The sequence below is a fragment of the Streptomyces sp. CNH287 genome, from assembly GCF_000424825.1.
Map to the genome: position 1 here is coordinate 54,033 of NZ_AUKQ01000017.1, position 24,375 is coordinate 78,407.

The 24,375-nt window shown below is 73.3% G+C and carries 23 protein-coding genes; 11 read left to right on the plus strand and 12 right to left on the minus strand.

What is annotated here, in order from left to right:
• Positions 1 to 26: 26 nt before the first annotated feature.
• Positions 27 to 1,739: a class I adenylate-forming enzyme family protein gene (locus H299_RS0118340; RefSeq protein WP_027749581.1), complete on the minus strand. Its 1,713-nt coding sequence runs from the start codon at positions 1,737 to 1,739 to the stop codon at positions 27 to 29.
• On the minus strand, positions 1,736 to 3,616 hold the full coding sequence (locus H299_RS0118345) for a CoA transferase (protein ID WP_037759587.1): 1,881 nt from the start codon (positions 3,614 to 3,616) through the stop codon (positions 1,736 to 1,738). Before H299_RS0118345 ends, H299_RS0118340 begins: the two co-directional genes overlap by 4 nt.
• Positions 3,617 to 3,728: 112 nt before the next feature.
• Here H299_RS0118345 and H299_RS0118350 point away from each other — a divergent pair, with 112 nt between their 5' ends.
• Entirely contained in the window at positions 3,729 to 4,922 is a 1,194-nt protein-coding gene (locus tag H299_RS0118350) for an acyl-CoA dehydrogenase family protein (RefSeq protein ID WP_027749583.1), read from the plus strand.
• A gap of 7 nt (positions 4,923 to 4,929) precedes the next feature.
• Here the strand turns inward: H299_RS0118350 and H299_RS0118355 are convergent, their stop codons facing one another.
• Both H299_RS0118355 and H299_RS0118360 read right to left on the minus strand, forming a co-directional pair.
• A complete protein-coding gene (locus H299_RS0118355; RefSeq protein ID WP_051262623.1) occupies positions 4,930 to 5,985 on the minus strand; it encodes a hypothetical protein in 1,056 nt (351 codons plus the stop codon).
• The gene (locus tag H299_RS0118360) at positions 5,982 to 7,100 is read right to left on the minus strand and encodes an MFS transporter (RefSeq protein WP_027749585.1); all 1,119 of its coding nucleotides are present in this window, start codon (positions 7,098 to 7,100) and stop codon (positions 5,982 to 5,984) included. The genes H299_RS0118355 and H299_RS0118360 overlap by 4 nt, the downstream gene beginning before the upstream one ends.
• A 278-nt stretch (positions 7,101 to 7,378) precedes the next feature.
• Here H299_RS0118360 and H299_RS0118365 point away from each other — a divergent pair, with 278 nt between their 5' ends.
• Both H299_RS0118365 and H299_RS0118370 read left to right on the plus strand, forming a co-directional pair.
• Positions 7,379 to 8,068, plus strand: coding sequence for a hypothetical protein (locus tag H299_RS0118365; protein ID WP_027749586.1), 690 nt, complete (start codon positions 7,379 to 7,381; stop codon positions 8,066 to 8,068).
• Between the two features lie 214 nt (positions 8,069 to 8,282).
• Positions 8,283 to 8,948: a sigma-70 family RNA polymerase sigma factor gene (locus tag H299_RS0118370; protein ID WP_027749587.1), complete on the plus strand. Its 666-nt coding sequence runs from the start codon at positions 8,283 to 8,285 to the stop codon at positions 8,946 to 8,948.
• 80 nt (positions 8,949 to 9,028) lie between these two features.
• On the opposite strand, the gene H299_RS0118375 is transcribed toward H299_RS0118370, so the two are convergent.
• The 3 genes from H299_RS0118375 to H299_RS0118385 all read right to left on the minus strand — a co-directional run bounded on the left by H299_RS0118375 (position 9,029) and on the right by H299_RS0118385 (position 12,024).
• Positions 9,029 to 10,246 carry a cation:proton antiporter gene (locus H299_RS0118375; RefSeq protein ID WP_027749588.1) on the minus strand — a complete coding sequence of 406 codons (1,218 nt, stop codon included), beginning with the start codon at positions 10,244 to 10,246 and terminating at the stop codon, positions 9,029 to 9,031.
• Positions 10,247 to 10,346: 100 nt separating this feature from the next.
• Positions 10,347 to 10,784: a DUF7144 family membrane protein gene (locus H299_RS0118380; protein ID WP_027749589.1), complete on the minus strand. Its 438-nt coding sequence runs from the start codon at positions 10,782 to 10,784 to the stop codon at positions 10,347 to 10,349.
• A 226-nt stretch (positions 10,785 to 11,010) separates the two neighbouring features.
• Positions 11,011 to 12,024: a saccharopine dehydrogenase gene (locus tag H299_RS0118385; RefSeq protein WP_027749590.1), complete on the minus strand. Its 1,014-nt coding sequence runs from the start codon at positions 12,022 to 12,024 to the stop codon at positions 11,011 to 11,013.
• A gap of 82 nt (positions 12,025 to 12,106) precedes the next feature.
• Between H299_RS0118385 and H299_RS0118390 the strand changes: the two genes are divergently transcribed.
• Complete coding sequence (locus H299_RS0118390) at positions 12,107 to 12,697, plus strand: TetR/AcrR family transcriptional regulator (RefSeq protein WP_027749591.1); 591 nt, start codon at positions 12,107 to 12,109, stop codon at positions 12,695 to 12,697.
• Between the two features lie 36 nt (positions 12,698 to 12,733).
• Here the strand turns inward: H299_RS0118390 and H299_RS34905 are convergent, their stop codons facing one another.
• From H299_RS34905 to H299_RS0118410, 4 genes are all read right to left on the minus strand, one after another.
• Positions 12,734 to 13,399, minus strand: a complete 666-nt coding sequence (locus tag H299_RS34905) for a hypothetical protein (protein WP_486587329.1) — start codon at positions 13,397 to 13,399, stop codon at positions 12,734 to 12,736.
• A 327-nt stretch (positions 13,400 to 13,726) separates the two neighbouring features.
• On the minus strand, positions 13,727 to 14,302 hold the full coding sequence (locus H299_RS0118400; protein WP_027749592.1) for a Clp protease N-terminal domain-containing protein: 576 nt from the start codon (positions 14,300 to 14,302) through the stop codon (positions 13,727 to 13,729).
• On the minus strand, positions 14,303 to 14,512 hold the full coding sequence (locus tag H299_RS0118405) for a helix-turn-helix domain-containing protein (RefSeq protein WP_018571396.1): 210 nt from the start codon (positions 14,510 to 14,512) through the stop codon (positions 14,303 to 14,305). It abuts the gene before it with no gap.
• Positions 14,513 to 14,629: 117 nt separating this feature from the next.
• A complete protein-coding gene (locus H299_RS0118410) occupies positions 14,630 to 15,880 on the minus strand; it encodes a hypothetical protein (protein WP_037759590.1) in 1,251 nt (416 codons plus the stop codon).
• A 94-nt stretch (positions 15,881 to 15,974) separates the two neighbouring features.
• On the opposite strand from H299_RS0118410, the gene H299_RS38450 reads away from it, so the two are divergent.
• Positions 15,975 to 16,943, plus strand: coding sequence for a glycosyltransferase family 2 protein (locus H299_RS38450; protein WP_486587336.1), 969 nt, complete (start codon positions 15,975 to 15,977; stop codon positions 16,941 to 16,943).
• On the opposite strand, the gene H299_RS0118420 is transcribed toward H299_RS38450, so the two are convergent.
• Positions 16,852 to 17,409, minus strand: a complete 558-nt coding sequence (locus H299_RS0118420) for a hypothetical protein (protein WP_078512859.1) — start codon at positions 17,407 to 17,409, stop codon at positions 16,852 to 16,854. The genes H299_RS38450 and H299_RS0118420 overlap by 92 nt on opposite strands.
• A 116-nt stretch (positions 17,410 to 17,525) precedes the next feature.
• On the opposite strand from H299_RS0118420, the gene hemL reads away from it, so the two are divergent.
• The 6 genes from hemL to ccsB all read left to right on the plus strand — a co-directional run bounded on the left by hemL (position 17,526) and on the right by ccsB (position 24,356).
• Positions 17,526 to 18,848, plus strand: coding sequence for a glutamate-1-semialdehyde 2,1-aminomutase (hemL, locus tag H299_RS0118425; RefSeq protein ID WP_027749595.1), 1,323 nt, complete (start codon positions 17,526 to 17,528; stop codon positions 18,846 to 18,848).
• 130 nt (positions 18,849 to 18,978) lie between these two features.
• Positions 18,979 to 19,683, plus strand: a complete 705-nt coding sequence (locus H299_RS0118430) for a histidine phosphatase family protein (protein ID WP_037759630.1) — start codon at positions 18,979 to 18,981, stop codon at positions 19,681 to 19,683.
• Positions 19,684 to 19,841: 158 nt separating this feature from the next.
• Entirely contained in the window at positions 19,842 to 20,444 is a 603-nt protein-coding gene (locus H299_RS0118435; RefSeq protein WP_027749597.1) for a TlpA disulfide reductase family protein, read from the plus strand.
• Between the two features lie 7 nt (positions 20,445 to 20,451).
• Positions 20,452 to 21,213 (plus strand): cytochrome c biogenesis protein CcdA, encoded by a 762-nt coding sequence (locus H299_RS0118440; RefSeq protein WP_027749598.1) that lies wholly within the window; start codon positions 20,452 to 20,454, stop codon positions 21,211 to 21,213.
• Positions 21,214 to 21,453: 240 nt separating this feature from the next.
• Positions 21,454 to 23,256 (plus strand): cytochrome c biogenesis ResB family protein, encoded by a 1,803-nt coding sequence (resB, locus tag H299_RS34910; RefSeq protein ID WP_078512860.1) that lies wholly within the window; start codon positions 21,454 to 21,456, stop codon positions 23,254 to 23,256.
• Positions 23,253 to 24,356 carry a c-type cytochrome biogenesis protein CcsB gene (ccsB, locus tag H299_RS0118450; RefSeq protein WP_027749599.1) on the plus strand — a complete coding sequence of 368 codons (1,104 nt, stop codon included), beginning with the start codon at positions 23,253 to 23,255 and terminating at the stop codon, positions 24,354 to 24,356. The genes resB and ccsB overlap by 4 nt, the downstream gene beginning before the upstream one ends.
• Positions 24,357 to 24,375: the final 19 nt, after the last annotated feature.

A 24,375-nucleotide genomic window follows, 5' to 3' on the forward strand; every position in this document is an offset into this window, starting at 1 on the left:
GGGCGGCCCCTCCCCCTTTCGGTGGTTCAGCCGGCCGGAGCCAGGGGCTGCTGCTCCCCGACCTCGGCTTCGCCCCTGGAGCCGTCCGTGCCCCCCGGCGCGCACCGTGCCCGCAGTGCCGCCCTGTCCGGCTTGCCGGCCGGGGTCAGGGGCAGCTCGTCCAGCACCAGCAGCCGCTCGGGGTGCCGGCGCCGCTCCAGACCTCGGGTCTCCAGGTGGGCGCACAGCTCGGCCAGGGTGGGCGCGGCCTCGCCCCGGGCCACGACGCAGGCCGCGAGCCGCTGGCCCATCAGCGGGTCGGGCACCCCGACGCACACCACGTCCCGCACGCCGGGATGCGTCGCCAGCCCGATCTCCACCGCGGCCGGGCTGATGTTCTCCCCGCCCCGTATCACCACGTCCTTGAGCCGCCCCACGACCCGGAGCGTGCCGTCCTCGCCGATGAGCCCGAGGTCACCGGTGCGGACCCAGCCCTCCGCCGTGCGGTAGCGGGCGTCGAGGTCGGGAGCGGCGACGTAGCACAGCGGGGACATCGGACCGAGGGCGACGATCTCGCCGACCGTGCCCCGGGGCACCTCCTCCAGTTCACGGGTGCCGGGGGCGGCGATCCGTATGTCGGTGACCCGGGGGTCGGGGTGACCGGCGGCGATGCCCGGCAGCCCGGCACCGCCGGGGGTGCCGCCGGCCAGCCCCGTGTGGCAGTTGACGCCGTCGGCGGAGCCGTAGAGGTGCACGACCGGACAGCCGAACGCACGGCGCGCCTCCGCCGCGGTGGCCTCGTCCAGCGGCGAACCGCCCACGACCAGGGCCGTGGGCGGCGCGAACGGGCGGGGAGGGCCTTGTGCGAGGGAGTCCAGCATCATCCGGATCATGGTCGGCACGCCCAGGACGTGGTCCGGCTCGTGCTCGGCGAGCGCCTCCAGCGCGGCCTGTGGGGTGAAGTGGTCGAGCAGGACCAGCGTTCCGCCGTGCCGTGCGAGCGCGACGGAGGTCCCGTTGCTGCCGAACGCCGAGGCCAGCGGCACGAGGAAGAGGCAGCGCGGCGGGCGCCCGTCCGGTATCAGGGAGCCGAGGAAGTTGCCCCGGCCGCCGGCCAGCGCGTTGTGCGAGTAGGCCACCATCTTCGGTTCGGCCTCGGACCCGGAGGAGACCAGGATGCGGGCGGCGGTGTCGGGGTCGGGGCGGGCCGGGACGAACGTCTTGGGGTCCGTGCGCAGCAGGTCCGAGAACGCGACGGCACCCGCGGGTGCCGTTCCCGCCCGCCCCGCGGCCACCACCGTACGCAGCGCGGGCAGTTCCCCGGCATGCGCCAGCAGTTCGGCCGCGGGCATGCTGCCCCGGTGCTCGGCCGCCGCGATCACCGCGGCGGCCTCCGATCTGCCCAGCAGCGAGGCCGCCTCGCGCGCGCCCCGTCCCACCGGGAAGGGCAGCGCGACGGCGCCCAGGGCGGCCAGCGCCAGGTCCGCGATGACGGCGTTGCGGTTGTCGGGCAGCTGGACGCCGACCACGTCACCGGGGCGTACGCCGAGGCCCAGCAGCCCGGCGGCCAGACATCGGGCCTTGCGGTCCAGCGCGGTGTAGCAGAGCTTCCCCTTGGCGTCGAGGACCGCCGTGCGGTGCGGGTCGGCGATCTGGTGGGCGCGGTAGAGGCTGTAGAGGTCCAGGTCGGGGCAGGTTCCCTCCACGGCCCAGGTACGGCGCAGGGTGGCGGGCAGCAGGTCGTGCAGGGCGAGGGTCATGCGAATCTCCAAGGGGCGGGTACGGCGGGGGCGCCGTGGGCGTCGCGGCTGATCGAGCCGGTGGAGAGCAGGTCGGCGAGGTCGGTGACGACCGGCACGGCGGACAGGCCGCGCCCGCGCAGCCGTTCCAGCGCCTGTGCCGTGGGCAGTTGGCGGAGGTCGGGGATGCCGGGGAGGTCGGGGATGCCGGGAAGGTCGGGGATGCCGGGGAGGTCGGAGGGAGGCTCCGCATCGTCCGGCAGGGCGATCCAGCCGTCGGCCGTGGGCAGCGGCCGGCGGAACCCCGCCGGGCGCCGCGGGTCGAGCCCCTGGGCGGCGCGCCTTCGGGCGGGTGCGGTGAGCACGTCGGCGGCGCCGAGCAGGGACGAGTCCACCCGGACTCCGCATCCCGTGCGCTCCCGCAGCAGCAGCCCCGCGAGGACGGCCTCGGTCCCGAGGAGCCCGCCGAGCACGTCGAGCAGCGTCATCAGGGACGGTGCGGGGGGCTCGCCTGTGGGCCGCACGGCCTCGCCGACCCCGGTGCGGGCCTGCACCATGAAGTCGGTGCCCATCGGCGCTCCGGGCAGCCGCCCGGCCCAGCCGCTGGTGTACGCGTAGACGAGCGCGGGGTTGACGGCGGCCAGGTGCACGTGGTCCAGGCCCAGTTCGGCGGCCTTGCCGGGCGCCCAGTTGTGCAGGAAGACGTCGGCGCCGGCCGCCATCGCGCGCAGCCGTACGCGATCCGCCGCGGACTTGATGTCCACCTCGACGGCCTTCTTGCCCCGGTTGAGCGCGAGCCAGCGTGCCGAGACGCCCGAGCAGGAGGGCGGCATGCCGCGCAGCGGATCTCCGCCGGGCGGCTCGATGCGCACCACCTCCGCACCGAGCAGGCCCAGCAGGTGCGCGGTGAGCGGTGCCTGAATCCGGCGGCCCGCCTCCAGAACGGTCAGTCCGGCCAGCGGGGTCGCGGGGGTCGGGGCCGCCGAGGGGGCCTTGGGGGCGGCGTGCGCGGCGGCGTACGCGGTGCCGTGCGTGCTCAGGGTCCAGGGCGGGGCCCCGTCGTGCTCGGTGGCCCGCGCGGTGAGCGTGTGCAGCGGGCACACCTGGGCACCGGCGGAGCGGGCCGCGTCCCGGATGCGCTCCCAACTGTGGGCCCGAGTGGTCTCGTGCAGTGCCTGGGGGAAGGGCGCGCAGGCCGTGGCGTAGCGGAACTGGAAGGGGCGCCAGCCACGCCGTACCGCCTCTCCCGGGGTGCCCAGGGCCTGCCAGAACGCTGCCCACGCGCCCGGGTCGAGCGTCTCCAGCTCGAAGGCGGTCCCGTCGGCGGAGGTGAACGGCGGTCCGCCCGGGGAGAGTTCGGCGGCCTCGGCCTCCTCCGCCCCGGCGGCGGCCAGATACTGCGAGACGGCCAGCAGGCCGGCCCGTTCGGCGCTGACCTCGGCGCTGGTGACCTGACCGCCGCGCGCCTGCGCGAGGAGTCCGGCGAGCAGCGCCTGGACGGCCAGGACGCCGGTGGCGGTGGCCGCGTAGTCGGCGGCCAGTCCGCGCGGGGTGCCGTCGCGGCGGCCGTGCACGGCCATGATGCCGGCGGCCGCCTGGACGGTCGCCTCGTCGGCGACTGGCCCGCCGAGGCCCGGGCCGTCGACCCAGCTCGTGCGGACGGTGATCTTGGGGTACTCCGGCCCGCAGAGCGCGATACGGCCGCCGGTGTGCCCGCCGCCCTCGGCGTTCCCCTCGGCGTCCTCCTCGGTGTCCCCCTCCGCACCGAGGAGCCGCAGGTGCTCCGTGACGAGTCCGCCACCGGGCCCCGGCGCACCGGAGGCTTCCAGGCGCAGCCCGTCGAGTGGCCGTCTTGCTGATGTGGTGGCTGGTGAGACCGGTATGGCTGGTAGTGCCATGCCTCTTTCCTTTCCCGAAGCGCGGGAACCCGGGAGCGACCGCCCCCGACCAGTTCCCCGAAGAGGCAGTCGGACCGGCGAGGGCCGGAGTTCCCGAAGGGGTGGGGGAGAAGTGCTGGACGTAGCGTTCGGAGATCCGCGGTGCCCGGCCGAGGCACGGGAGTGGCGAGCCCGCGTGACGGAGTTCGTCCGGGAGCGGGTCGTACCCGGCGAGCCGGTGCTCGACGGCGGCGGTCCGAACGCGGCGGCGGCGCTGCGCCGACTGCGCGCGCAGGCGCGGAGTGAGGGCTTGTGGGCGCTGCCCCTCCCGGCGGAACTGGGCGGCCAGGGGCTGCCGTTGCGGACGTACGCGCATGTCGCGGAGGCCGAGGGCGCCAGCGACCACGGCCCGGCGGCGCTCGGCTCGGCCTCGCTGCTGGACGCCCTCATGCTGTGGCGGCACGGCAGCGAGGCCGTCCGCGAGCGCTACCTCCTGCGGCTGGTCGCCGGGGAGCTGCGGGCGAGTTACGCGATGACCGAGCCGGACGTCCCCGGCACCGACCCCTTCCTCACCACCGCGCACGCGCAGGAGAGCGGGGACGGCTGGCGGGTGTCCGGACGCAAGTGGTTCGTCAGCGGCGGTGCCGACGCCGACCTCGTCACCGTGCTGGCCCGCACGGACGGCCGGGCGGGCGACCGGGACGGCCTGTCCCTGCTGCTGGTCCCCACCGCCTCGCCCGGCTTCCGGGTGGTGCGCGAACTGCCCGTGCTCGGCGCGGCCGGACAGGCGGAGATCGCACTCGACGGCGTCGAGGTGGGCGCCGGGCACCTGGTCGGCGAACGCGGCAAGGCCCTCGCCGTCGCGGCCGAACGGCTCCAGCTCGGCCGGACGCTGCGCAGCCTGCGCTGGCTGGGCCAGGCGGCCCGCGCGTTCGAGCTGATGCGGGAGCGGGCCGTCACCCGCACCCGTACCCGCGGCCCGCTCGGTGACCTGCAACTCGTCCAGCGCCACGTCTTCGAGTCGCTGCTCGCCCTGCGGACGACCCGGCCCCTCGTGCACGAGGCCGCCTCCCTGCTGGACGCGGGCTGCGACGCCCACGTGGAGGTGGGCCTGGCCAAGGTCGCCGCGGCGCGCACGCTGGAGCTGGTGGCCGACGCGGCCGTCCAGGTCCACGGCGCGGCGGGACTGGGCCCGGACACCGCGCTGCCCGCCCTCTTCCGCACCGGCCGCGCGGCCCGCATCCTCGACGGCCCCGACGAACTGCACATCACCTCGGTGGCGCGGCGGGTGCTGCGGGCGGACCGGGGCGGCACGGACGGCGCCTGACGCTGTGTCAGCCGGGCTCGGCGGTGGCGTGGCCGGTGAAGTCCGCGAGGGCGCAGGCCAGGAAGAAGGTGCCCCAGACCAGCTCGTGCCGGACGGCCGTGCCGGCCGCCAGGTCGTAACAGCCGTCCAGGAGGCGGCCGTCGGCGGTCAGATGGCTGCCGACCAGCTCTTCGAGAAGGGCGGCGGCCCGCTCTACGCGGCCCAGCCGCAGCAGCGCCAAGGCGGTGATGGCGGCGGCCGAGGTGTCCCGGGGGCCGCCGGGGTGCGCGGTGTCGGCGAGCGGCACGAGCTGTTCGGGCAGCAGCGCGTCGACGTGTGCGCGGTGGTCGTCGGCCCCCGGCAGCCGGGCGGCCTCGGCGAGCGCCAGCAGCAGCCACGCCGGGCCCCTGCTCCAGCCCGGCGGCGGGTCCGCGCACGCGGTCCAGCCCGTGCCCGGGACCTGCCGCCACGACCAGCGGTACGGCTGCGCCCCGGTGGCCGGCGCGGCTTCGGTGGCCCCCGTGCACAGGGCGAGGTGTCGGCGCAGGTGGGAGCGGGCCGCCGCGGCATCCGCCTCGGCCAGCAGCGGCACCATGCCGGGCACGCCGTCCACCCGGGCCCGCAGCCGCGGCCCGCCGAACGCGGCGCCCCAGGGTACGAGGCCCAGTTCGGGGTCGAAGGCGTCCCGGCAGGCCCGGGCCGCCCGTTCCCGCAGGCTCGGGCCGTCGTCGGCGAGGACGGTGCCGTACCAGAAGATCAGTCCGCGGGTGGCGGTGTCCGCCTCCGCCCAGTCGGCCAGGCGGGCCGTGCACGACCGCGCCGCCGCACGGTCGGCGGCCTCGCCGGTGCACCGGGCGCGCAGCCACAGCAGCCCGGTCCAGAACCCGCCGGTCCACGAGCCGCGCGCGGTGGTCTTCCAGCTGCCGGTGTCCGGGTCCGCGAAGAGGGGGAACCGGTCGCCTGCCTCGGCGCGGGTGACGGCGACCCGGGCGATGAGGGAGTCCAGGGCGGCGGTGGCCCAGGCCGGAGCCGCGGTCGGCCGGGGCGCGGGCGGGCGCGGGCCGCTCCCCGTACGCGGCCTCATGACGGTACGTCCGCCCGGCGGTCCCGCACGGCCCACAGCAGCGCCACCGCGGCGGCCCCCGCGAACTCGCCCGCCACCAGGAGCCACCCGCCGCCGTACCGGCCCGACTCCGCCAGCAGCCCGAACAGCGGCGGCCCGAGCGCGAATCCGGCGAAGAAGCCCGCCGAGACCAGCGCCGAGTCCTGGCCCGCCCGGCCCGGAGGGGTGCGCTGCATCACCAGGACCATGGACACCGCGTTGGCCGACACGGCGAAGACCCCGACGGCGACGGCCGCCACCCACACCAGGGGACGGGCGGCGGACGAACCGGCCAGCAGCACGGCTGCCGCCACCGCGGCGGCGGCCAGGGAGCCCGGCAGCCAGACCGCCCGGTCCGGCCGCCCCGCCACCTTCGACCAGCCCATCCGGCCCGCGATCCCGGCGAGTCCCAGTACCGCCACCAGCGCGCCCGCCGCGGTGGGACCGAGCGCCAGCCGCTCCGCGCCGTACAGCGCGAGGTAGGTGTTGACCGAGGCGATGCCGCAGCCGAGCAGCAGCGAGAACGCCGTCAGCCACGCGATCATGCCGCGCGGTACCCAGACGGCGCGGGTGGACCTGGCCGGCGGATCAGGGGGGAGCGCGAGTGCCGCCCACACCGCCGCCACCGCCGCGGCTCCCGCCGCCGTCCACACCGCTCCCCGCCACCCGGCGAGCCCGGCCAGCGCCGCCAGCGGCAGTCCGGCGGCGAACGCGCCCAGCTGCACCCCCGACTGCTTCGTCCCGGTCACCGAGGCGCGCCGGGCAGGCGGTACGGCGGCGAGGATCGCCTTGTTCGTGGCGGGATTGGCCAGCGCCTGCGGCAGCCCGCCGAGTGCGACGGCGGCCAGCAGGAACCCGGCCCCCGGAGCCGACCCGATCAGCGCCAGGGCCACCGCGGCGACGGCCAGCAGCACCACCAGTGCCCGCCGCGGCCCCAGCCGGTCCACCACCCGGCCGCCGAGCGGGGAGAGCACGGCCGCCGTGGCGAAGCCGACGGTGGTCGTCAGCCCCAGCACGGTCGGTGAGACGCCCAGGTCCGCCACGAGCCGCGGGCCGAGCGCCCCGAGCAGGAACAGCTGCATCATCGAGAAGGCCATGGCGCACGTGAGCAGGGCGGTCGAACCGCCTGTCCCCGGTTTCACCGCGATCTCACCGCCGCCACGGGCCGCCGCGCGCCGGTCCCGTTCCCACCGGCCCGTCCCGCCCGATCCGTTGTCACAGAAACACCTCCGGGTACAGGAGTCGGGTGCCACTCCCGCAGGGTTCCCGTCCCCCGCTGTGACGTGAGCCACCGGAAGTGTGCTGAGTGCCGGATGAGGGAAGCTTCCCCTACCCCCTCACAACGGGCGGACCGGGAATGCGAGGATGAAACGCCATGGCTGCCGGGTGGTGTTTCCGCATGGCGCGGGCCGCGGTGTTCGCGGCCGTCTGCGTGCTGTTCACCAGCCTGGGCCACGTCCTGATGTCAGGTACGGCGCTGCCCTGGTGGGCGCTCGCCGCCGCGGTGGCGGCCACCGGCGGCACCGCCTGGTGCCTGGCGGCCCGGGAACGCGGGCCGCTCCTCGTCTCCGCCGCCGCGGTGGCCGTCCAGATCGCACTGCACCTGTGGTTCTCGTACGCGCAGCGGCTGCCGGCGCCGTCGGCAGCCGGGGGCGGCGCGGGTGAGGGCACCGCCGCTGCGGGCCACCTCGCCCCGGCCCAGGCAGACGCCACGCACCGGGCGACCCCCGGCGGCTTCGCGGCGGAACAGGTACCCGCCATGGACGCCATGCCGGGCTCCGGCCACAGCATGACCGGGATGTCCTCCGGCATGCTCCTGGCCCACCTGCTGGTCGCGCTGCTGTGCGGCCTGTGGCTCGCGTTCGGTGAGCGCGCGGTCTTCCGCGTCCTGCGGGCCGTCGCCGGATGGCTCATCGCCCCGCTGCGGCTGCTGCTCATCCTGCCCGAGCCGCCGCACCGCCCGCGCGTCCGCGCCCGCCGCCGCGCGGTCCGTACGCCGTGCCAACTGCTCCTCGTGCACACCATCACCTCTCGGGGCCCGCCCGCGGGGACCGCTGTCAGCTGAGACAGCCGGTTCCCCGACACCGTCCCGGGCGCAGCGCGCCCGACGGCTCGGGCAACGGGCGTGTGCCGCCGTGCGCGCGCACGCCCGCCACTCCCTTTCAGCACCGGACCGGACCGCCTCGTGCCTCGTGCCCGTGCGGCCGCTCCGCGTGCCGGAATCCCGCGTGCCGGATCTCCGCGCGCCGGGATCTCCGAACTCCCGAGAAGGACACCACGTGATCAGTCCTCCCCTGCCTGCCGCAGCCGACAAGGCGCCGTACGCTGCGCGAACGCGCGACCAGAAGACGCCTGCCGACGAGTCGATAACGGCCTGGGCACTCGCCGCCCGCGGCGGTGACCCCGAAGCCGTCGAGAACTTCGTCCGCGCCCTCCACCGCGACGTCCGCCGCTTCGTCACCTATCTCAGCGCGGACCCCCAGACCGCCGACGACCTGGCACAGGACACCTTCCTGCGGGCCCTCGGCAGCCTGCACCGCTTCGAGGGACGCTCCTCCGCCCGCACCTGGCTGCTGTCCATCGCCCGCCGCGCGGTGATCGACAGCTACCGCAGCGCGTCCGCCCGGCCCCGCCTCCTGGACACCGACGACTGGCAGACCGCCGTCGAGTGCGCCCAGCAGCGCGGACTGCCCGGATTCGACGACGGCGTCGCCCTCGCGGAACTCCTGGAGGAGCTGCCCGACGAGCGCCGCGAGGCGTTCGTCCTCACCCAACTCGTCGGCCTGCCCTATGCGGAGGCGGCCGAACTCAGCGACTGCCCGGTCGGCACGATCCGCTCCCGCGTCGCCCGCGCGCGCTCCACGCTGCTCCAGGCGCTGCACGACGCCGAGGGAGCGGACACGGCCGCCGCCGCGGCCTGGCGGTCACCGGCGGCGGCCGGCTGAGGGGCAACGGCCACGGAGGCTCCGGCGCGCCCTTGCCCCGGAGCCTCCGCCGGATCGGGCACGGCGGTGCCGGCCGCCGCTCACCACGCCTCCGTCTCCTCCCCCGGCCGCGGGGCGGGCCCGGCACGGCCCGCCCCGTCGGCCCCCGTCCGCAGCGCGAGCGTCGGCAGGATGAGCACGGAGAGCATCGCCGCACCGACCAGGGCCGCGGCCTGGTCCGTGCCGAGCACCTCCTGGTCCACGCCGATGGTCGTGATCGCGACGACGAGCGGCAGGCAGGTGGAGGAGAAGAGGGCCAGCGACACCCGGTCGGCGCGGGTGAGATCGCCGGGGGCGAAGGCGTAGACCGGTACGCCGCGCACGAGCAGGAACAGCACCAGGAAGACCGCCACCATCAGCAGCGCCCCCGGGGAGTGGACCAGCGCGTCCAGGTCGAACTCGATGCCGGTGACGACGTAGAAGAGGGGCACGAGGAAGCCGAAGCCCATCGCCTCCACCTTGCCCATGATCTCCGTGCTGCTCCGGGGCGCGGCGGCGTGCAGCACGAGGCGGGTGACGATGCCGGCGGCGAACGCCCCCAGCAGCACGTCGAGGCCGAACGCCTCGGCCAGACCGAGCATGCAGGCCAGCAGCAGCATGACGAACCGGACCGCGAACTGGCCGCTGCTGTGCAGCGTCCGCTCGGTCAGCCGGGCGAACCACGCCGGCTTCGGGCGCAGCGCCCAGAAGACGACGACGGCCGTGATGGCCCCGAAGGCGGCCAGCAGCGCCGCCGACTCGGCCGGCCTGCGCCCGCTCAGCAGCAGGGCCACGGCGACCACGGGGCCGAACTCGCCGACGGCACCGAACGCCGAGGTCACATTGCCGAAGCGCCCGCGCAGAGCGCCCTGGTCGCGGAGGAGCGGCAGGACGACGCCGAGGGCCGTACTGGTGAGCGCCGTGCCGATGACGAACGCCTCGAACACCTCCCCGCCGCTGATCAGGACGGCCAGCCCGATCCCGGCGAGGAGCGAGACGAGCCAGGCCCACAGGGAGCGGCGCAGCGTGTCGCCGCGTACGGCGGCGAAGTCGATCTCGTAGCCCGCGAGGAAGATCAGCATCGAGAGCCCCAGATCGGACAGTGTGTCGACGACCTGTCCGGGATGGGCCCAGCCGAGGAGGTCCGGGCCGAGGGCGATGCCGAGCGCGATCTCGAAGATGACCAGGGGAACGCGGACCCGCCGCCCGGCCCGGTAGGCCAGGAGCGGCGCCAGCACCGCCGCGGCCATGATCAGGATCAGGGTCCCCGGGTGGGTCATGACGCGCCGCCGCGCTCACCGGCTCCGCGGGCGCGGGCTCCGCGGATTCGGGCTCGGGTGATGCCGCGCACCGGGCGCAGGGCTCGCAGACTCTCGCCGGTCAGACCGAGGACGCCCGGTCATGGTCGGTGCACAGCGCCCAGATGACGAACACGGCCAAGGCGATCGACACGAGCGACCAGATCGGCTGGTAGGGCAGCCACATGAACTGGGCGATGATGACGAGGGCCGCGAGCCCGACGCCGACGCCCCGCGCCCAGGTGGAGCCCCCAAGGATGCTCGCGCCCGTGACGGCGACCAGGACGCCGAGGACCAGATGGAGCCAGCCCCAGGTGGTGAGGTCGAACTCGAAGACGTAGTCGCCGATGCGGGAGTAGACGTCGTCCTTGGCGATGGCGGCGATGCCGCTCAGGACGCCGAAGACGCCTTGCACCAGCATCAGCACACCGGCGAACACCGTGCCGCCGGAGGCCCAGCCGCTGCGCGCGCCGCCGTGCTGCCGCGCGGGATGTCCGGTGTGGTGAGCCGCGTTGGCCATGACTCTCTCCATCCCTCGGTACGTCCTCCCGGGCGGGGGACTTCGAGCATCGGCCGACTGGGGGCGGGCGGCAACCTGGTGTGGGCCGTTCGGGTAAGCACGCGCGCCTGGCCGCCGCCTCGGCACGCGCGCACCACCGGCGTGCTGCTGCCGACGATGCACACGCCACCGACTCCGGACACGCCTGCCCACCGCACACCAGGCGCTCGGCCGGGTGTTCAGCTGTTCAGCTGCCGCCGGGCGCGTCGACGAAGGAGGCGCCGATCTCCGCCAGTCGGTCGGCCGCGTAGGCCGGGTCGAGCAGGCTTTCCGGGGTGTGGATGCCCGGCAGGACGGCTCCGCCTCGCAGGCCGAGCTGCCGCTCGACACCGAGGGCGATGCCGAGTGCGGTCAGGGGGCGCTGCCCTGCCGGGTGGACGAGGTAGCGGCTGGTGCTGAGCGGCGCACCCGTGCGGTCCACCCCTTCGAGGTCGATCCGGATCTCGCTGGAAGCGGCGTCGCCGCGGTGCCGGGCCGCGGATTCACCGACGGCCATGTCGAAGCGGACGTTCGGTGCGCCTGTCGCGAGGGCGAGGCTCGGTACGTCGGGGATGGCGATGCTCTGGCCGGGCAGGACGACGCCGTCGGTACGGGGCACCTCCGCCTGAGCTTCGGGGTCGTTGACCCACGTGAAGACGCCGTCGCGGCGCACCATCCCCGCCGTGGTGGCGGTGGCCCAGCGCTCCAGGTCGGCCGCACCCGCGGGCCCGCCGGTGTCCACCTCGTCCAGTACGGCGCCGATCCGGACGGTGTCGACCCGCTCGAACTCCCGGGCCAGCTCCAGCGCCGCGAGGGTGACGATGCCGGCGCAGAAGTGGCTGGCCACCAGGATGGACGAGGCGCTTGCCCGCTGTGCACCCGCCACGACTTCCGGCGCGAGGTCCACCAGGCCGCTGGAGATGCTCAGGTAGGGCAACCCGCGGTCCTGCGCGTAGTGCAGCCCGTTGAGGTGGGCGTCCCACAGCGTGGAGACCACCATCGAGTAGCTGTCCTCGGCCGGGCGGCCGAGGTCGCTGCGCCGCAGGTCAATGGTGGCGGCCGTCGCGGAGCCGAGTTCGTCGGCCACCCGCTGTGCGCGGCCGAGGTCGCGACCCGCGATCGTCAGGGGCAGTTCCGGGTGCCACTGGCGCAGGAGGGCGGCGGTTCCCGAGCCGGCCTGCCCCGAACCACCCAAGATCAGTACTGGCTTTATCTGTCCCACGGCAGGTCCTCACTTTCGTAAAGCTACATTTTGTAGCCTACGTTTTGTAACATACTCTGGAGTGCGAACACAACGGAGGACCATGGCCACCACCTCGACCCGCCTGTCCAAGCAGGCCCGGCGGGAGCAGCTGCTCAACACCGCCGTGACGATCGTGCGACCCCGGGGCACCGACGGCCTGACGCTGGTCACCCTCGCGGAGGCGGCCGGGGTGAGCAGGCCGATCGTGTACGACCACTTCGGCACTCGTCCCGGCCTGCTGCTCGCGCTGTACCGGCGCCTCGACGAACGCCACCGGGCCGCGATCGCACAGGCGTTGCGGGAAGCCGCACCCACCGCCGACGAGGTCGCCCGCGTCATCAGCACCGCGTACTTCGCCTGCGCCACGGACATGCCGGAACTCGGCGCCATTTCCGCCGCGCTGAAAGGAAATCCGGAGATGGAGGCGGTCCAGCGCGAGCTGCTGGACAGCTACACGGACCTGATGGCCGCCGCGCTGCTGCCGCACTCCGGCCTCGCGCCCGAAGTCCTGCGGCTGCGGTGCGTCGGTGTGCTGGGCGCGGCCGAGGCGATCGCCGCCGAACTGAACCAAGGACGGGCGTCCACCGACGACGCGGTCACCGCGCTGACCGACCTGATCATGGGCGGCATCAACACCCGGACCGGCCGTTGAGGGCTGTCCCCTCCTGCCTGGCGGCCGGCAGCGTGCTCAGCACCAGTCCGTCGGCCTGTACGCGGGCACGACCGGCTGTCCGGCTTCGGGCCGAGCGGCAGCCGATGTGTCGTTCGCCCGGCGGCGTCGGTAGTACGCGACGGTGAGGATCGCCAGGAGCGGGCCCCAGGCGAGGAGTGGGGTGTACGTCGCCCACAGCGCCCAGACGGCCGGACCGCTGGTGGGGAAGCCGTCGCCGTTCTCGTTCATCGGCTCCACGAAACCGAAGATCTGGTTCAGCACGGTGTACGCGCAGAGCATCATGATCAGCATGGCCCCGAGCGCGGCCGGAATGACCACCGCCCGGATCGGTATCCGTCTACCGCGCAGCCTCGGCACCCAACGCGGGACGACTTCGCCCCACGGCCGCACCAGCCCGAGGGCGAGCAGCGCGAATCCTTCGGACACCACGGACAGCCCGATCACGTACGGGCGTTCCCACACCGCCCAGTGGTAGTTCGCGTCGTAGCCGGACAGGCCCAGTACCAGCGCGATACGCCATAGCCCGGACGGCAGGACACACAGCGGGATGGCGTGGGCCACCCGGACCGCCCAGCGGGGAACGGGCTCGACGGCCTCGGCGGGCTTACGGCCGGCCGACGCGCGGACTGACATCCTGGCGGCCGTTGCTGCTGCTGCTGTGTCCCTGACATGCGTGGTCATATGTGCCCTCCCCGGTGAGATCCGACGGTGTCGATCTTCGCGTGCGGGGTGGGCGCTCAGCGTCGGCCGCCAGGTTGAGCCGGGGGGCGTCCACGGGATGACATCGCCGGTGCTTCCGCATGCCTAAGGACCCGGGGCAGCGCGGTGGCAGACCCGACAGGGGTGGCGCGGGAAGGGTTGGCCGGAGGCGGGACGTGGCGCCGGCCGGGCGGCGGCACGGAGCCGGGGAACGAGCGCGAAGCGTGAGGGCCGGGAAGCGGCACCGCCGTGGAGACTCCCGTTGGTGCGGAGCTTTCGCCAGCCGCATCCCCGACCTGACCTCGGCGCTCAACCCGCCTTGGCCGAGCCCTCGTTGCCCCGTCCGAGGACCCGTTCCACCGCGTCGAAGGTCACCCCGCACCCGGCGAGCACATCCCGTACGACACCGGGCCGTGCCGTCATCGCGAGGAGCAGGTGTTCGTCGCCGATGCTCTTCTCCTTGCGGGCCAGGACCACCCGCAGGGACTGCTCCAGGATCGTCTTCGCCTCCTTGGTGAACGGCCGGTGCCCCGACCCCGCCAGGCGCAGCCACCCCGCCGGCCGGCTGCCGCGCGCCAACGCACCCTCGCCATGGGCCTCTTCGACCCGCGACACGATCTCGGTGACGTCGATTCCGAGCCCGGCCAGCGCCTCGGCGTCCGCCGCCGAGACTCCACCGCGCCGCCGCGCCTCGTCGAGCCCGCTCACCACGGCCGCACGCCGCACGCCCAGGGCCGTCAGCGCGAACGCTCCCTTGGTGCCCTGCGCGTCGAGCAGCGCGAGCAGCAGATGCCCGGGCTCGACCTGCGCGTCACCGCGCTGCTCGGCCCGCCCCACCGCACCCTTGACCACGGCGCGGGCGCCGTCCGTGAACCGCTCGAACATTCACTGCCTCCCGTATTTCTTGTGCACGGCCTGCCTGCTCACCCCGAGCTCGGCGGCGATCTCCTGCCAGGACCAGCCCTGGTTGCGTGCACTGCGCACCTGGACGGCTTCGAGCTGTTCGAGCAGGCGCCGCAGCGCGGCCACCGCCCGTAGCCCGACCCTGGGATCACGATCCCCCGCCCGCTCGGCGAGATCCGTTGCTTCGGTCATGCTGTCAATCTAGGTTGACAGCCACCCGTTTGTCAACCTGGATTGACGAGGGTGGAGTGGTCGCCGCCTCCTGCGCAGGGGTGTTGCGGGGACGGGTCGGCCAGCGCCTCGGTGCCGTCAGCTGGTGGGGGGTTCGGCGTCGGAGTCTTCACCGGGGGGCTGCTGGCGGTAGCGCAGCAGGAGGTGGGTGCCGAGAATGAGGAGGGCGGAGAAGCCGAGCATGATGCCGCCCTGGGCGAGGATGAGCCACATCCGGTCGCCCAGGGGGAGATCGCCGTTGTAGGTGTGCTGGATGGTGCTGATGATGAAGGCGATGGCGGCCAGGAAGACCGAGATCATGGTGATCAGGTGGCTGGTCGCGGAGTTGAGGCGGGCCTCGACCTTGCGGTAGGCGGCGTTCTGCTGCTCCCAGCGCCTGCGCTGGGCGGCTTCCTCGGCCGCGCGGAGTCGGCCTTCCAGGATGAGTTCGCGTTGGGCGAGGTACTGCTCCTGGAAAACCCTGTGGCTGCCCCGGCTGCCGACGGCGGGCAGCAGCGCCAGCGCCAGATCGACCGCCTCCAGCGCCGGGCCGTACTCCTTGCACAGGCGGAGCCCGCTGGCGAGGCGGAAGACGAAGAGGTGGTTCTCGGGCCACTCGCTCGCCGCCTCGTTGGCCCGGTCGCGCAGGAGGGGCCCCTGGCCGTCGAAGGGGGCGGCGGCGGAGAGGGCGTTCAGGCAGAGGTCGACGGTGTGCATGGTGCGCTGCGGTGAGTACCAGGCGTGGTCCAGCAGGTCCGAGGCGTGCTCGGCGGTCAGGCGGCGGCTGCCGAAGGCGGCGAAGGCGCGCAGGGCGGTGAAGAGCGGGCCGCTGCGGTGGCTGCCTGCGGCCAGGGCGAGCAGGGAGGACTCCAGGAAGGCGTGCAGTTCGTCGAAGCGGAAGTTCGAGCGCAGCTTGCCCGCGTGGTAGACGGTGGTGAAGTAGGCGAGGTCGTGCGACCCGACGATGTCCTGGCACGCCTCGGCGATCTCGCCAGGGGACTCTTCGCTGTCCCGGGTGATGAAGGCGTAGCCCAGTGTCCACTTCTGCTCGATCTCGGTGCGGTGGGCCAGGCCGAGTCCGGCTTCTGCCTCGACGGTGTGGGCGTGGAGCCAGCGGGCGCACTCGGCGGCGGTGCGTACGGAGGGCCGGTCCAGGAAGCGCCGGCGCCAGTAGCGGTCGGCGCAGATGAGGAAGGGGTCGGAGGCGAAGTTCGCCGAGGTGATGTCGAAGGGCGGTTCGCTGCCGTCCTCGTGGAGGGAGCGGGCCACGTCCTCGCATACGCGATCCAGCTCGCGGCTGTCCTCGGTGCTGACCTGGCTGAGCCGCGTGATGATCGAATTGGCCTCCATGGCAACGTACTTACCACGCGGCGGCCTGCGGTGAACCGGTTTCGGCCGTGCCCGGGCGCCCCCGCCCGTAAGGTAGGCGCTCGTGCGAGTGGACGTGGTCACAGCGGCTCACGCGGGCTACGCCCGATACGTCGCTTCCGCATGGTCCTCGCTGCGTGCACAGACCCACCGCGACTGGCGGTGGGTGGTGCAGATCGACGGCCCCGAGCCCGGGCCGGTGCGCTCGGCGCTCCACTCCTGCGGCGCCGCGGCGGACCATCGCGTCAGCGTCAGCGCACACCGCACCACTGAGGGGCCGGCGGTGGCCAGAAACCTCGCTCTGGGGCGCTCCACGGCCTCGCTGATCCAGAATCTCGACGCCGACGACGAGCTGGAACCCGCGGCGCTTGCCCAGCTCTCCCGCGCGCTGCGGGAACATCCGGAGGCCGGATACGCGGCCGGACGGGCCCGTGACCTGCTGCCCGGCGGCGAACTGCGCGACCACCCGCTCCCGTTGCGCGACGGACCACTGGCCAGGGGCGTGCTGCTGGAACACTGGTCGACCGGCCCGGGTCGCTACCGGCTGCCGATCCACCCGGCCGGGGTGATGTGGAGCCGCAGCCTCCTGCTGTCGCTGGGCGGCTGGTCCGCGATGCGCGGCATGGAGGACACCGGCACCCTGATGGCCGCTTCCGCACGGGCCGCCGGAGTGCTGATAGAAGCCCCGACTCTCCGCTACCGCAAACACCCGATGCAGCAATCCGGCCGCACCTCGAAATTCGCCGGGGGGGGGGTCCCAGATAGCGCTGATCCGCCAACGCGCCCTGCACCTGCTCACCGCACCCGCCTGGTCCACCCCAGCCCCACCGGATTCCGGCGCCCCCGCCGACTGAAAGAGACGCCTTCACGGAAACCGAGGCGGCAGACGAGGGTGACCGGCCCGCCGCCCAGGGCGCATCGGTGCCCCCGCCCGAAACCCGTGAAACGCCAGGTCAGGGCCAGAGCAGGCAGTACGGCTGGTGGCCCGCCGAGTGCAGGCGCTCGGAGAAGTCCTGCCACTCGTGCAGCAGTTGGTAGACGTTGAACGCGTCCCTGGGGCCGGAGCGGTCGGGCACCGTGGACCAGATGAAGGCAGCCGCGCCCACGGACTCCTCGCCGATGCCCCGCAGCGGGTCGACCACGGTCATGGGCAGCTTCACCACCGCGTAGTCCGGGTGCAGCACGACCAGTTCGAGCGGCGGGACCTTGTGCAGGGGTATGCCCTCGATACCGGTGAGGACCATGGCCGCCATCGTCTCCGGCTTGATCTTGGTGAACATGCCGTGCCCCAGCTCGTCCCCGCCCAGCTCCTCCGGGCGCATGGAAACGGGAACCCGGGCGGCGGTCGCGCCGTCCGGCGCGCCGAAGTACTTGTAGGTCACCCCCACTCGGCCGCCACCCTCGCTGCTCCCCGATCCCGCTGTGCCCGCTCCATCGCGCCGGTGCCGGCCACGGGCGCGCTCCGGCTCGACCCCTCCGGTTCCCTCGCCCAGCCCGCCACCGCGCTTCATGTCACCACCCGACCACTCGCGGCTCACGCCGCGCAACCCGATCATCGTGTCAGAGACCTCCCCGCGCAGGCGTGTGTGAAACGCCCGGCGGCACAAGCGCACGCGGCTCTGACACCATGGCTCACGTGACCTACTCGTACGATGCCCCAGTATCGCAGTCGCTGTTCGACCGTGCCTCCGCCGTGACGCCCGGAGGTGTGAATTCCCCGGTCCGGGCCTTCCAGGCCGTGGGGGGTACGCCCCGTTTCATGGTGTCTGGTACCGGTCCGTACCTGGTGGACGCCGACGACCGGGAGTACGTCGACCTCGTGTGCTCCTGGGGCCCGATGATCCTGGGCCACGCGCATCCGCAGGTGCTGGCCGCCGTGCGGGACGCGGTGAGCCGCGGCACCTCCTTCGGTACGCCGGGCGAGGACGAGGTGGCGCTCGCCGAGGAGATCGTCTCCCGCGTCGCCCCCGTCGAGCAGGTCCGGCTGGTCTCCAGCGGCACCGAGGCGACGATGTCGGCGATCCGGCTGGCCCGCGGCTTCACCGGCCGGGCCAAGATCGTGAAGTTCGCGGGCTGCTACCACGGCCACGTCGACGCGCTGCTGGCCGCCGCGGGCTCCGGGGTGGCGACCCTGGGGCTGCCGGACACCCCCGGCGTCACCGGCGCGCAGGCGGGCGACACCCTGGTGCTGCCTTACAACGACCTGGACGCCGTACGTGCCGCCTTCGCCGCGTACCCGGGCGAGATCGCCTGTGTCATCACCGAGGCCGCCGCGGGGAACATGGGCGTCGTGCCCCCGGTGGAGGGCTTCAACCAGGGGCTGCGGGACCTGTGCCGCGCGGACGGCGCGCTCTACGTCTCGGACGAGGTGATGACCGGCTTCCGGGTGAGCCGCGCCGGCTGGTACGGCCTCGACGGCGTCACCCCGGACCTGATGACCTTCGGCAAGGTGATGGGCGGCGGCTTCCCGGCGGCGGCCTTCGGCGGGCGCCGCGACGTCATGGCGCAGCTGGCCCCGGCCGGCCCGGTCTACCAGGCGGGCACCCTCTCCGGGAACCCGGTGGCCACCGCGGCCGGTGCCACCCAGCTGCGGCTGCTGGACGAGGCGGTGTACGCGACGGTCGACGCCGTGTCCGCGCAGCTGCGCGCGCTGGTGACCGAGGCGCTCGCCAAGGAGGGGGTGGCGCACCGGGTGCAGTCGGCGGGCAGTATGTTCTCCGTCTTCTTCACCGACGGCCCGGTCACGGACTACGCGGGCGCGCGGGCGCAGGAGTCCTTCCGCTTCACCCCGTTCTTCCACTCGATGCTGGAGCAGGGGGTCTACCTGCCGCCGTCCGCGTTCGAGTCGTGGTTCGTGTCCGCCGCGCACGACGACCGGGCGCTGGAGCGGATCGCGGGCGCGCTGCCCGCGGCGGCCCGCGCGGCGGCCCGTGCGGAGGCGGCGGGGTGAGCGGGCACGGCGGCGGCGGGGGTGGAAGCGCAGGCGGACGCGAGCGGGCGCGGGTGCGCGTGAGCGGTTCGGCGGGACGGACGGCACGACCGGCACCGCGGGTGCAGGTGAGGCGAGAGGTGTGGGCGAGATGAGTCGGATGGATCACCTGGGCGGCACGGACAGCAAGACGGTGACCGTCGTCCATGTCATGCGGCACGGCGAGGTGCACAACCCGGAAGGCGTGCTCTACGGCCGTCTCCCCGGCTATCACCTCTCCGAGCTGGGCAGGCAGATGGCCGACCGGGTGGCGGAGGCGCTGGCCGACCGGGACATCGCCCACGTCGTGGCGTCCCCGCTGGAGCGCGCCCAGGAGACCGCGGCCCCCCTCGCGAAGGCGCACGGGACCGACCTCGCGGAGGACGAGCGGCTGATCGAGGCCGCCAACGTCTTCCAGGGCCGCACCTTCGGCGTCGGCGACGGAGCGCTGCGCAGGCCCGCCAACTGGCGCTACCTGCGCAACCCCTTCCGCCCCTCGTGGGGCGAGCCGTACCTGGACCTGGTCGTACGGATGAAGGGCGCGCTGGACACCGCGCGGGACGCCGCCCGCGGCCACGAGGCGGTGTGCGTCAGCCACCAGCTGCCGATCTGGACGCTGCGCAGCTTCGTCGAGGGCCGCAGGCTCTGGCACGACCCGCGCAACCGGCAGTGCACGCTGGCCTCGCTGACGAGCTTCACGTATCTGGGCGACCGCATCGTGTCCGTCGGCTACACCGAGCCCGCGCGCGACCTGGTGCCGGCGCACCTGCTGGCGGGCGCCAAGCCGGTGAAGGGCGCGAAGGGCTTCGGCGCCTGACCCGGCTGGCCCGCGTGCCCCGCCCGACCCGCTGACCTGGCACGGCGCCCGGTGCGCGGCGGCGCGAATCAGCCCGAGCCGGGCGACGTGAACAGGTGGTACGTATCGGACCAGGGGGGTGTGAAAGATCCCCCGGACGCCCATGCGAAACTCTTCACATGCTCCGAGCCGCCGCTCTCCGACATCGCCCGACCCTGCTGATCGCCGGGGCCATGGCCGGCGCGTTGCTCCTGACGGGGTGCGGTGGCAGCAAGACCGGATCGTCCTCCGGCGACACCCAGTTCGTGGGCGGGACCGGCGAGGTGACGACGGTGCCCGTGAGCAAGCGGAAGGCCGCACCGGACATCTCGGGGGAGACCGTCGACGACAAGAAGCTCTCGCTGAAGGACTACCGGGGCAAGATCGTCGTCCTGAACGTCTGGGGCTCCTGGTGCGCGCCCTGCCGGGCCGAAGCGCCGCACATGGCCAAGGTCGCCAAGGACACCAAGGCCAAGGGCGTGGAGTTCATCGGGATCAACACCCGGGACCTCGACAAGGCCAACGCGCGCGCCTTCGACCGCACCTACGAGATCGACTACCCGAGCCTCTTCGACCCCAGCGGCAAGCAGCTCCGGCGCTTCCCCAGCAACTCCCTCTCGCTGCAGACGATCCCCTCCACCCTGGTCCTCGACCGCGAGGGCAAGATCGCCGTCCGCGCGCTGAAGGAACTGGGCGAGGACGATCTGCGCGCCATGATCAAGCCGTTGCTCGCGGAGAAGTGAGCGGGGGATGAGCACGCTCCTCGCGTCCGGTGTGAACCAGACCGTCCTCAGCGGGACGCTGCTGCTCGCGTTGCCGATCGCCGTGCTCGGCGGGCTCGTCTCCTTCTTCTCCCCCTGCGTCCTGCCCCTGGTGCCGGGCTACCTCTCCTACGTGACCGGGGTCAGCGGCACGGATCTGGCCGAGGCCCGGCGCGGCCGGATGTTCCTGGGCTCCTCGCTCTTCGTGCTCGGCTTCACCGCCGTGTTCGTCTCCGGCGGCGCGCTCTTCGGCGGCTTCGGCTCGACCCTCCTGGAGCACCGGGAGACCATATCCAAGGTGCTCGGCGCGCTGACCATCCTGCTGGGCCTCACGTTCATGGGGATCATGACGCGGTTCACCTCGCGTGAGTTCCGCATCCACCGGAGGCCCACGATCGGGCTGGCCGGTGCGCCCATGCTCGGGGTGCTGTTCGGGATCGGCTGGACGCCGTGCATCGGGCCGACGCTCGCGGCCGTCCAGGCACTGGCACTCAACGAGGCGAGCGCCGAGCGCGGCGCGCTGCTGACCGTGGCCTACTGCCTCGGTCTCGGCGTGCCCTTCATCGTCGCGGCGGTCGCCTTCCGGCGCACGCTGGGCGCGTTCAGCTGGATCAAGAAGCACTACGTGTGGGTGATGCGCATCGGCGGCGGCATGCTCGTCGCCGTGGGCCTCCTGCTCGTCACGGGGGCCTGGGACCGGATCGTTTACGAGATGCAGGTGTGGTCCTCGGACTTCACCGTGGGGATCTGAGACGCGATGAGCGAAGACGGCGAGAGCCGGACGCACGGTGCGGGCGCAGGCGCCCGGTACGCAAGCGCAAGCGCCACGGTCGAGGCGGAACGGACCGGTGACGCGCGCGAGCGCGACGACGACCGTGCCGCGGCCACCGGCGAACCCGAAGGGGACGGCCCCGAACGGGACGCTCCCCCCGAGGCCGCCGGCACGGCGGAGACCCCCGAGGCCGGTGACGCCCGCGAGCTGGGCGAGGCGATGTCGCAGCTGTCGACCGCCCCGATCGCTGAGAACACCGCACAGGCGGTCCCCGGCTCGTTCGGCGGCGCCCGCAAGCCGGGCGCGCTGGGCAGGCTCACCTGGACGGGCCGCGAGGTGGTCGGCTGGGCCCGCTGGTTCTGGCGGCAGCTGACCTCCATGCGGGTCGCGCTGATACTGCTGCTCCTGCTGTCGCTGGCGTCCATCCCCGGCTCGCTCATCCCGCAGAACAACGTCGACGTCGTGAAGGCGCAGGAGTTCAAGGACAAGCACGAGCTGCTCGCGCCGGTGTACGAGAAGCTCCAGCTGTTCGACGTCTACACCTCGGTGTGGTTCTCGGCCATCTACATCCTGCTGTTCGTCTCGCTGGCGGGCTGCATCGTGCCGCGCAGCTGGCAGTTCGTCGGCCAGCTGCGGGCCCGCCCGCCGCGGGCGCCGCGCCGCCTGAACGGGATGCCCGCGTACACGACGTGGACGACCGACGCCGAGCCGGACGAGGTGCTGGGCGCCGCGCGTACGCTGCTGGGCCGGAAGCGCTTCCGGGTGCACACCGAGGGGAACGCCGTCTCCTCCGAGAAGGGCTATCTGCGGGAGGCGGGCAACCTCGTCTTCCACATCGCGCTGATCGTGATGCTGCTGGCGTTCGCCGCCGGGGAGCTGTGGAAGTCGGAGGGCGGCAAGCTCATCGTCCAGGGCGACGGCTTCTCCAACACCCTCACCCAGTACGACGACTTCAAGTCCGGCTCGCTCTTCGGCTCCGACGACCTGAACGCGTTCGGCTTCCGCCTCAAGGACTTCACCGCCGAGTACAACAACCAGGGCCCGGACGCGATGACGCCGAGCCTCTACCGGGCGGACATCTCGTACTGGGAGGGGGCCGACGGCAAGGAGAAGTCCGGCGACATCACCATGAACCACCCCCTGGAGGTGGGCGACTCCAAGGTCTACCTGCTGGCGCACGGCTTCGCGCCGGTGGTGACGATGACCGACGGGCAGGGCAAGCTGGCCTACCGCGGGCCGGTGGCCTTCATCCCGCAGGACACCAACCTCACCTCCAGCGGGGTGATCAAGGTGACCGACTACCGGGACGCCAAGGGCCGCAAGGAGCAGCTCGGCTTCCAGGGCTTCTTCGTACCGCACTTCGGCGGGGCGGACGCGACCACGATGTTCTCGCAGTCGCCCGAGCTGAAGTATCCGGTGCTCTTCCTGACCGCCTACCACGGCGACCTCGGTGTGGACTCCGGGCTGGCGCAGAACGTCTACCAGCTCAACACCGACAACATGAAGCAGTTCAAGACCAAGGACGGCGGCCCGCTGGCGCAGAAGATGCTGCCGGGCGAGTCGATGAAGCTGCCGAACGGTGCGGGCACGCTGAAGTTCGAGGGCATCAAGCAGTGGGCGAACTTCCAGATCTCCCACCAGGTGGGCGGCGGCTGGGCGCTGGGCGGTTCGATCGCCGCCATCATCGGGCTGGCGGGCTCGCTGTTCATCCAGCGCCGCCGGGTCTGGGTGCGGGCCGTGGCCGGTCCGGACGGCCGTACGGTCGTGGAGATGGCCGGGCTCGGGCGCAGCGAGTCGGCCAGGCTGCCCGAGGAGCTGGGCGACCTCGCGGTCGCGCTGCGCGACGACGCACCGGTGGCGGAAGAGCCGGAGGACGGCACCGCGCCGGACGAAAGCACCGCGCCGGACGGCGACGCCGCACCGGAGGACGACGAGAAGGCCGAGGACACCGCGGAACCGGCGCTCAGCCGTAGCGGCGCCGGCACGGACGACGAGGACACCTCGCGAGGAGAACGCCAGTGATCATCGCTGCCGCACAGAACGAGAATCTCGCCGAGATCAGCAACTATCTGATCTATTCGGCGATGGCTGTCTACGTGCTCGCCTTCTTCGCGCACATCGCGGAGTGGACGTTCGGCAGCCGCAGCAAGGTGGCCCGTACGGCCGCCGCGCTGACCGCCACCACGGACGGCACCGCGGCGGACGGCGCCGGGGGCGAGGGCGCCGGGGGCGCCGCGCGCGCGGGCGGCGGCACCTCCGTGCTGGACCGGCCCAAGGTCGTCGTCCGTTCGGCCGCGGGCCGCCGCGGGAACCTGCCGGACGGCCCCGGCGCCGCAGGCGAGGACGAGCAGGGCGATCAGTACGGGCGCATCGGGATCGCGCTGACCGTGCTGGCGTTCGTGCTGCACGGGGCGAGCGTGCTCACCCGCGCGCTGGCCGTCGAGCGTGCTCCGTGGAGCAACATGTACGAGTTCTCCACGGCCTTCTCGCTGGTGGCCGTCGGCGCGTACCTGGGCTTCGTCTTCGCGGGGAAGAACGCGCGCTGGATCGGCCTGCCGCTGGTCACCACCGTGCTGCTGGACCTGGGCGTCGCGGTCACCGTGCTCTACACCGAGAGCACCCAGCTGGTGCCCGCGCTCCAGTCGTACTGGCTGTGGATTCACGTGGCGCTGGCCATCATCTGCGGCGCGCTGCTCTACCTCGGCTTCGTCGCCACGGTGCTCTACCTCTTCCGCGACCGCTACGAGGCCAAACTGCTCAAGGGCGGCCAGCCGGGCGCCTTCGCGACCTCGGTGCTGGAGCGGATGCCGTCCGCGGCCTCGCTGGACAAGTTCGCCTACCGCATCAACGCCGCGGTCTTCCCCTTCTGGACCTTCACCATCGTCGCGGGCGCCATCTGGGCGGGCGAGGCATGGGGCCGTTACTGGGGCTGGGACCCCAAGGAGGTCTGGTCCTTCATCACCTGGGTCGCGTACGCCGGTTACCTGCACGCCCGCGCCACCGCGGGCTGGAACGGCCGCAAGGCCGCCTACCTGGCGCTGCTCGCCTTCGGCTGCTACCTCTTCAACTACTACGGCATCAACATCTTCGTGAACGGCAAGCACTCGTACTCGGGCGTCTGAGCCGGGGGAGGACCTCCGC

What these genes read in the sequence shown, in the direction of transcription:
- H299_RS0118390 (WP_027749591.1), top strand. Translation starts at nt 12,107, where the DNA reads ATGGCCACCACCTCGACCCGCCTGTCCAAGCAGGCCCGGCGGGAGCAG.
- H299_RS0118380 (WP_027749589.1), bottom strand. Translation starts at nt 10,784, where the DNA reads ATGGCCAACGCGGCTCACCACACCGGACATCCCGCGCGGCAGCACGGC.
- H299_RS0118435 (WP_027749597.1), top strand. Translation starts at nt 19,842, where the DNA reads ATGCTCCGAGCCGCCGCTCTCCGACATCGCCCGACCCTGCTGATCGCC.
- H299_RS0118440 (WP_027749598.1), top strand. Translation starts at nt 20,452, where the DNA reads ATGAGCACGCTCCTCGCGTCCGGTGTGAACCAGACCGTCCTCAGCGGG.
- H299_RS0118340 (WP_027749581.1), bottom strand. Translation starts at nt 1,739, where the DNA reads ATGACCCTCGCCCTGCACGACCTGCTGCCCGCCACCCTGCGCCGTACC.
- H299_RS0118355 (WP_051262623.1), bottom strand. Translation starts at nt 5,985, where the DNA reads ATGAGGCCGCGTACGGGGAGCGGCCCGCGCCCGCCCGCGCCCCGGCCG.
- H299_RS0118400 (WP_027749592.1), bottom strand. Translation starts at nt 14,302, where the DNA reads ATGTTCGAGCGGTTCACGGACGGCGCCCGCGCCGTGGTCAAGGGTGCG.
- H299_RS0118365 (WP_027749586.1), top strand. Translation starts at nt 7,379, where the DNA reads ATGGCTGCCGGGTGGTGTTTCCGCATGGCGCGGGCCGCGGTGTTCGCG.
- hemL (WP_027749595.1), top strand. Translation starts at nt 17,526, where the DNA reads ATGGCTCACGTGACCTACTCGTACGATGCCCCAGTATCGCAGTCGCTG.
- H299_RS0118345 (WP_037759587.1), bottom strand. Translation starts at nt 3,616, where the DNA reads ATGGCACTACCAGCCATACCGGTCTCACCAGCCACCACATCAGCAAGA.
- H299_RS0118405 (WP_018571396.1), bottom strand. Translation starts at nt 14,512, where the DNA reads ATGACCGAAGCAACGGATCTCGCCGAGCGGGCGGGGGATCGTGATCCC.
- H299_RS0118375 (WP_027749588.1), bottom strand. Translation starts at nt 10,246, where the DNA reads ATGACCCACCCGGGGACCCTGATCCTGATCATGGCCGCGGCGGTGCTG.
- H299_RS0118420 (WP_078512859.1), bottom strand. Translation starts at nt 17,409, where the DNA reads ATGAAGCGCGGTGGCGGGCTGGGCGAGGGAACCGGAGGGGTCGAGCCG.
- H299_RS0118410 (WP_037759590.1), bottom strand. Translation starts at nt 15,880, where the DNA reads ATGGAGGCCAATTCGATCATCACGCGGCTCAGCCAGGTCAGCACCGAG.
- H299_RS0118360 (WP_027749585.1), bottom strand. Translation starts at nt 7,100, where the DNA reads ATGGCCTTCTCGATGATGCAGCTGTTCCTGCTCGGGGCGCTCGGCCCG.
- H299_RS0118430 (WP_037759630.1), top strand. Translation starts at nt 18,979, where the DNA reads ATGAGTCGGATGGATCACCTGGGCGGCACGGACAGCAAGACGGTGACC.
- H299_RS34905 (WP_486587329.1), bottom strand. Translation starts at nt 13,399, where the DNA reads ATGACCACGCATGTCAGGGACACAGCAGCAGCAGCAACGGCCGCCAGG.
- resB (WP_078512860.1), top strand. Translation starts at nt 21,454, where the DNA reads ATGTCGCAGCTGTCGACCGCCCCGATCGCTGAGAACACCGCACAGGCG.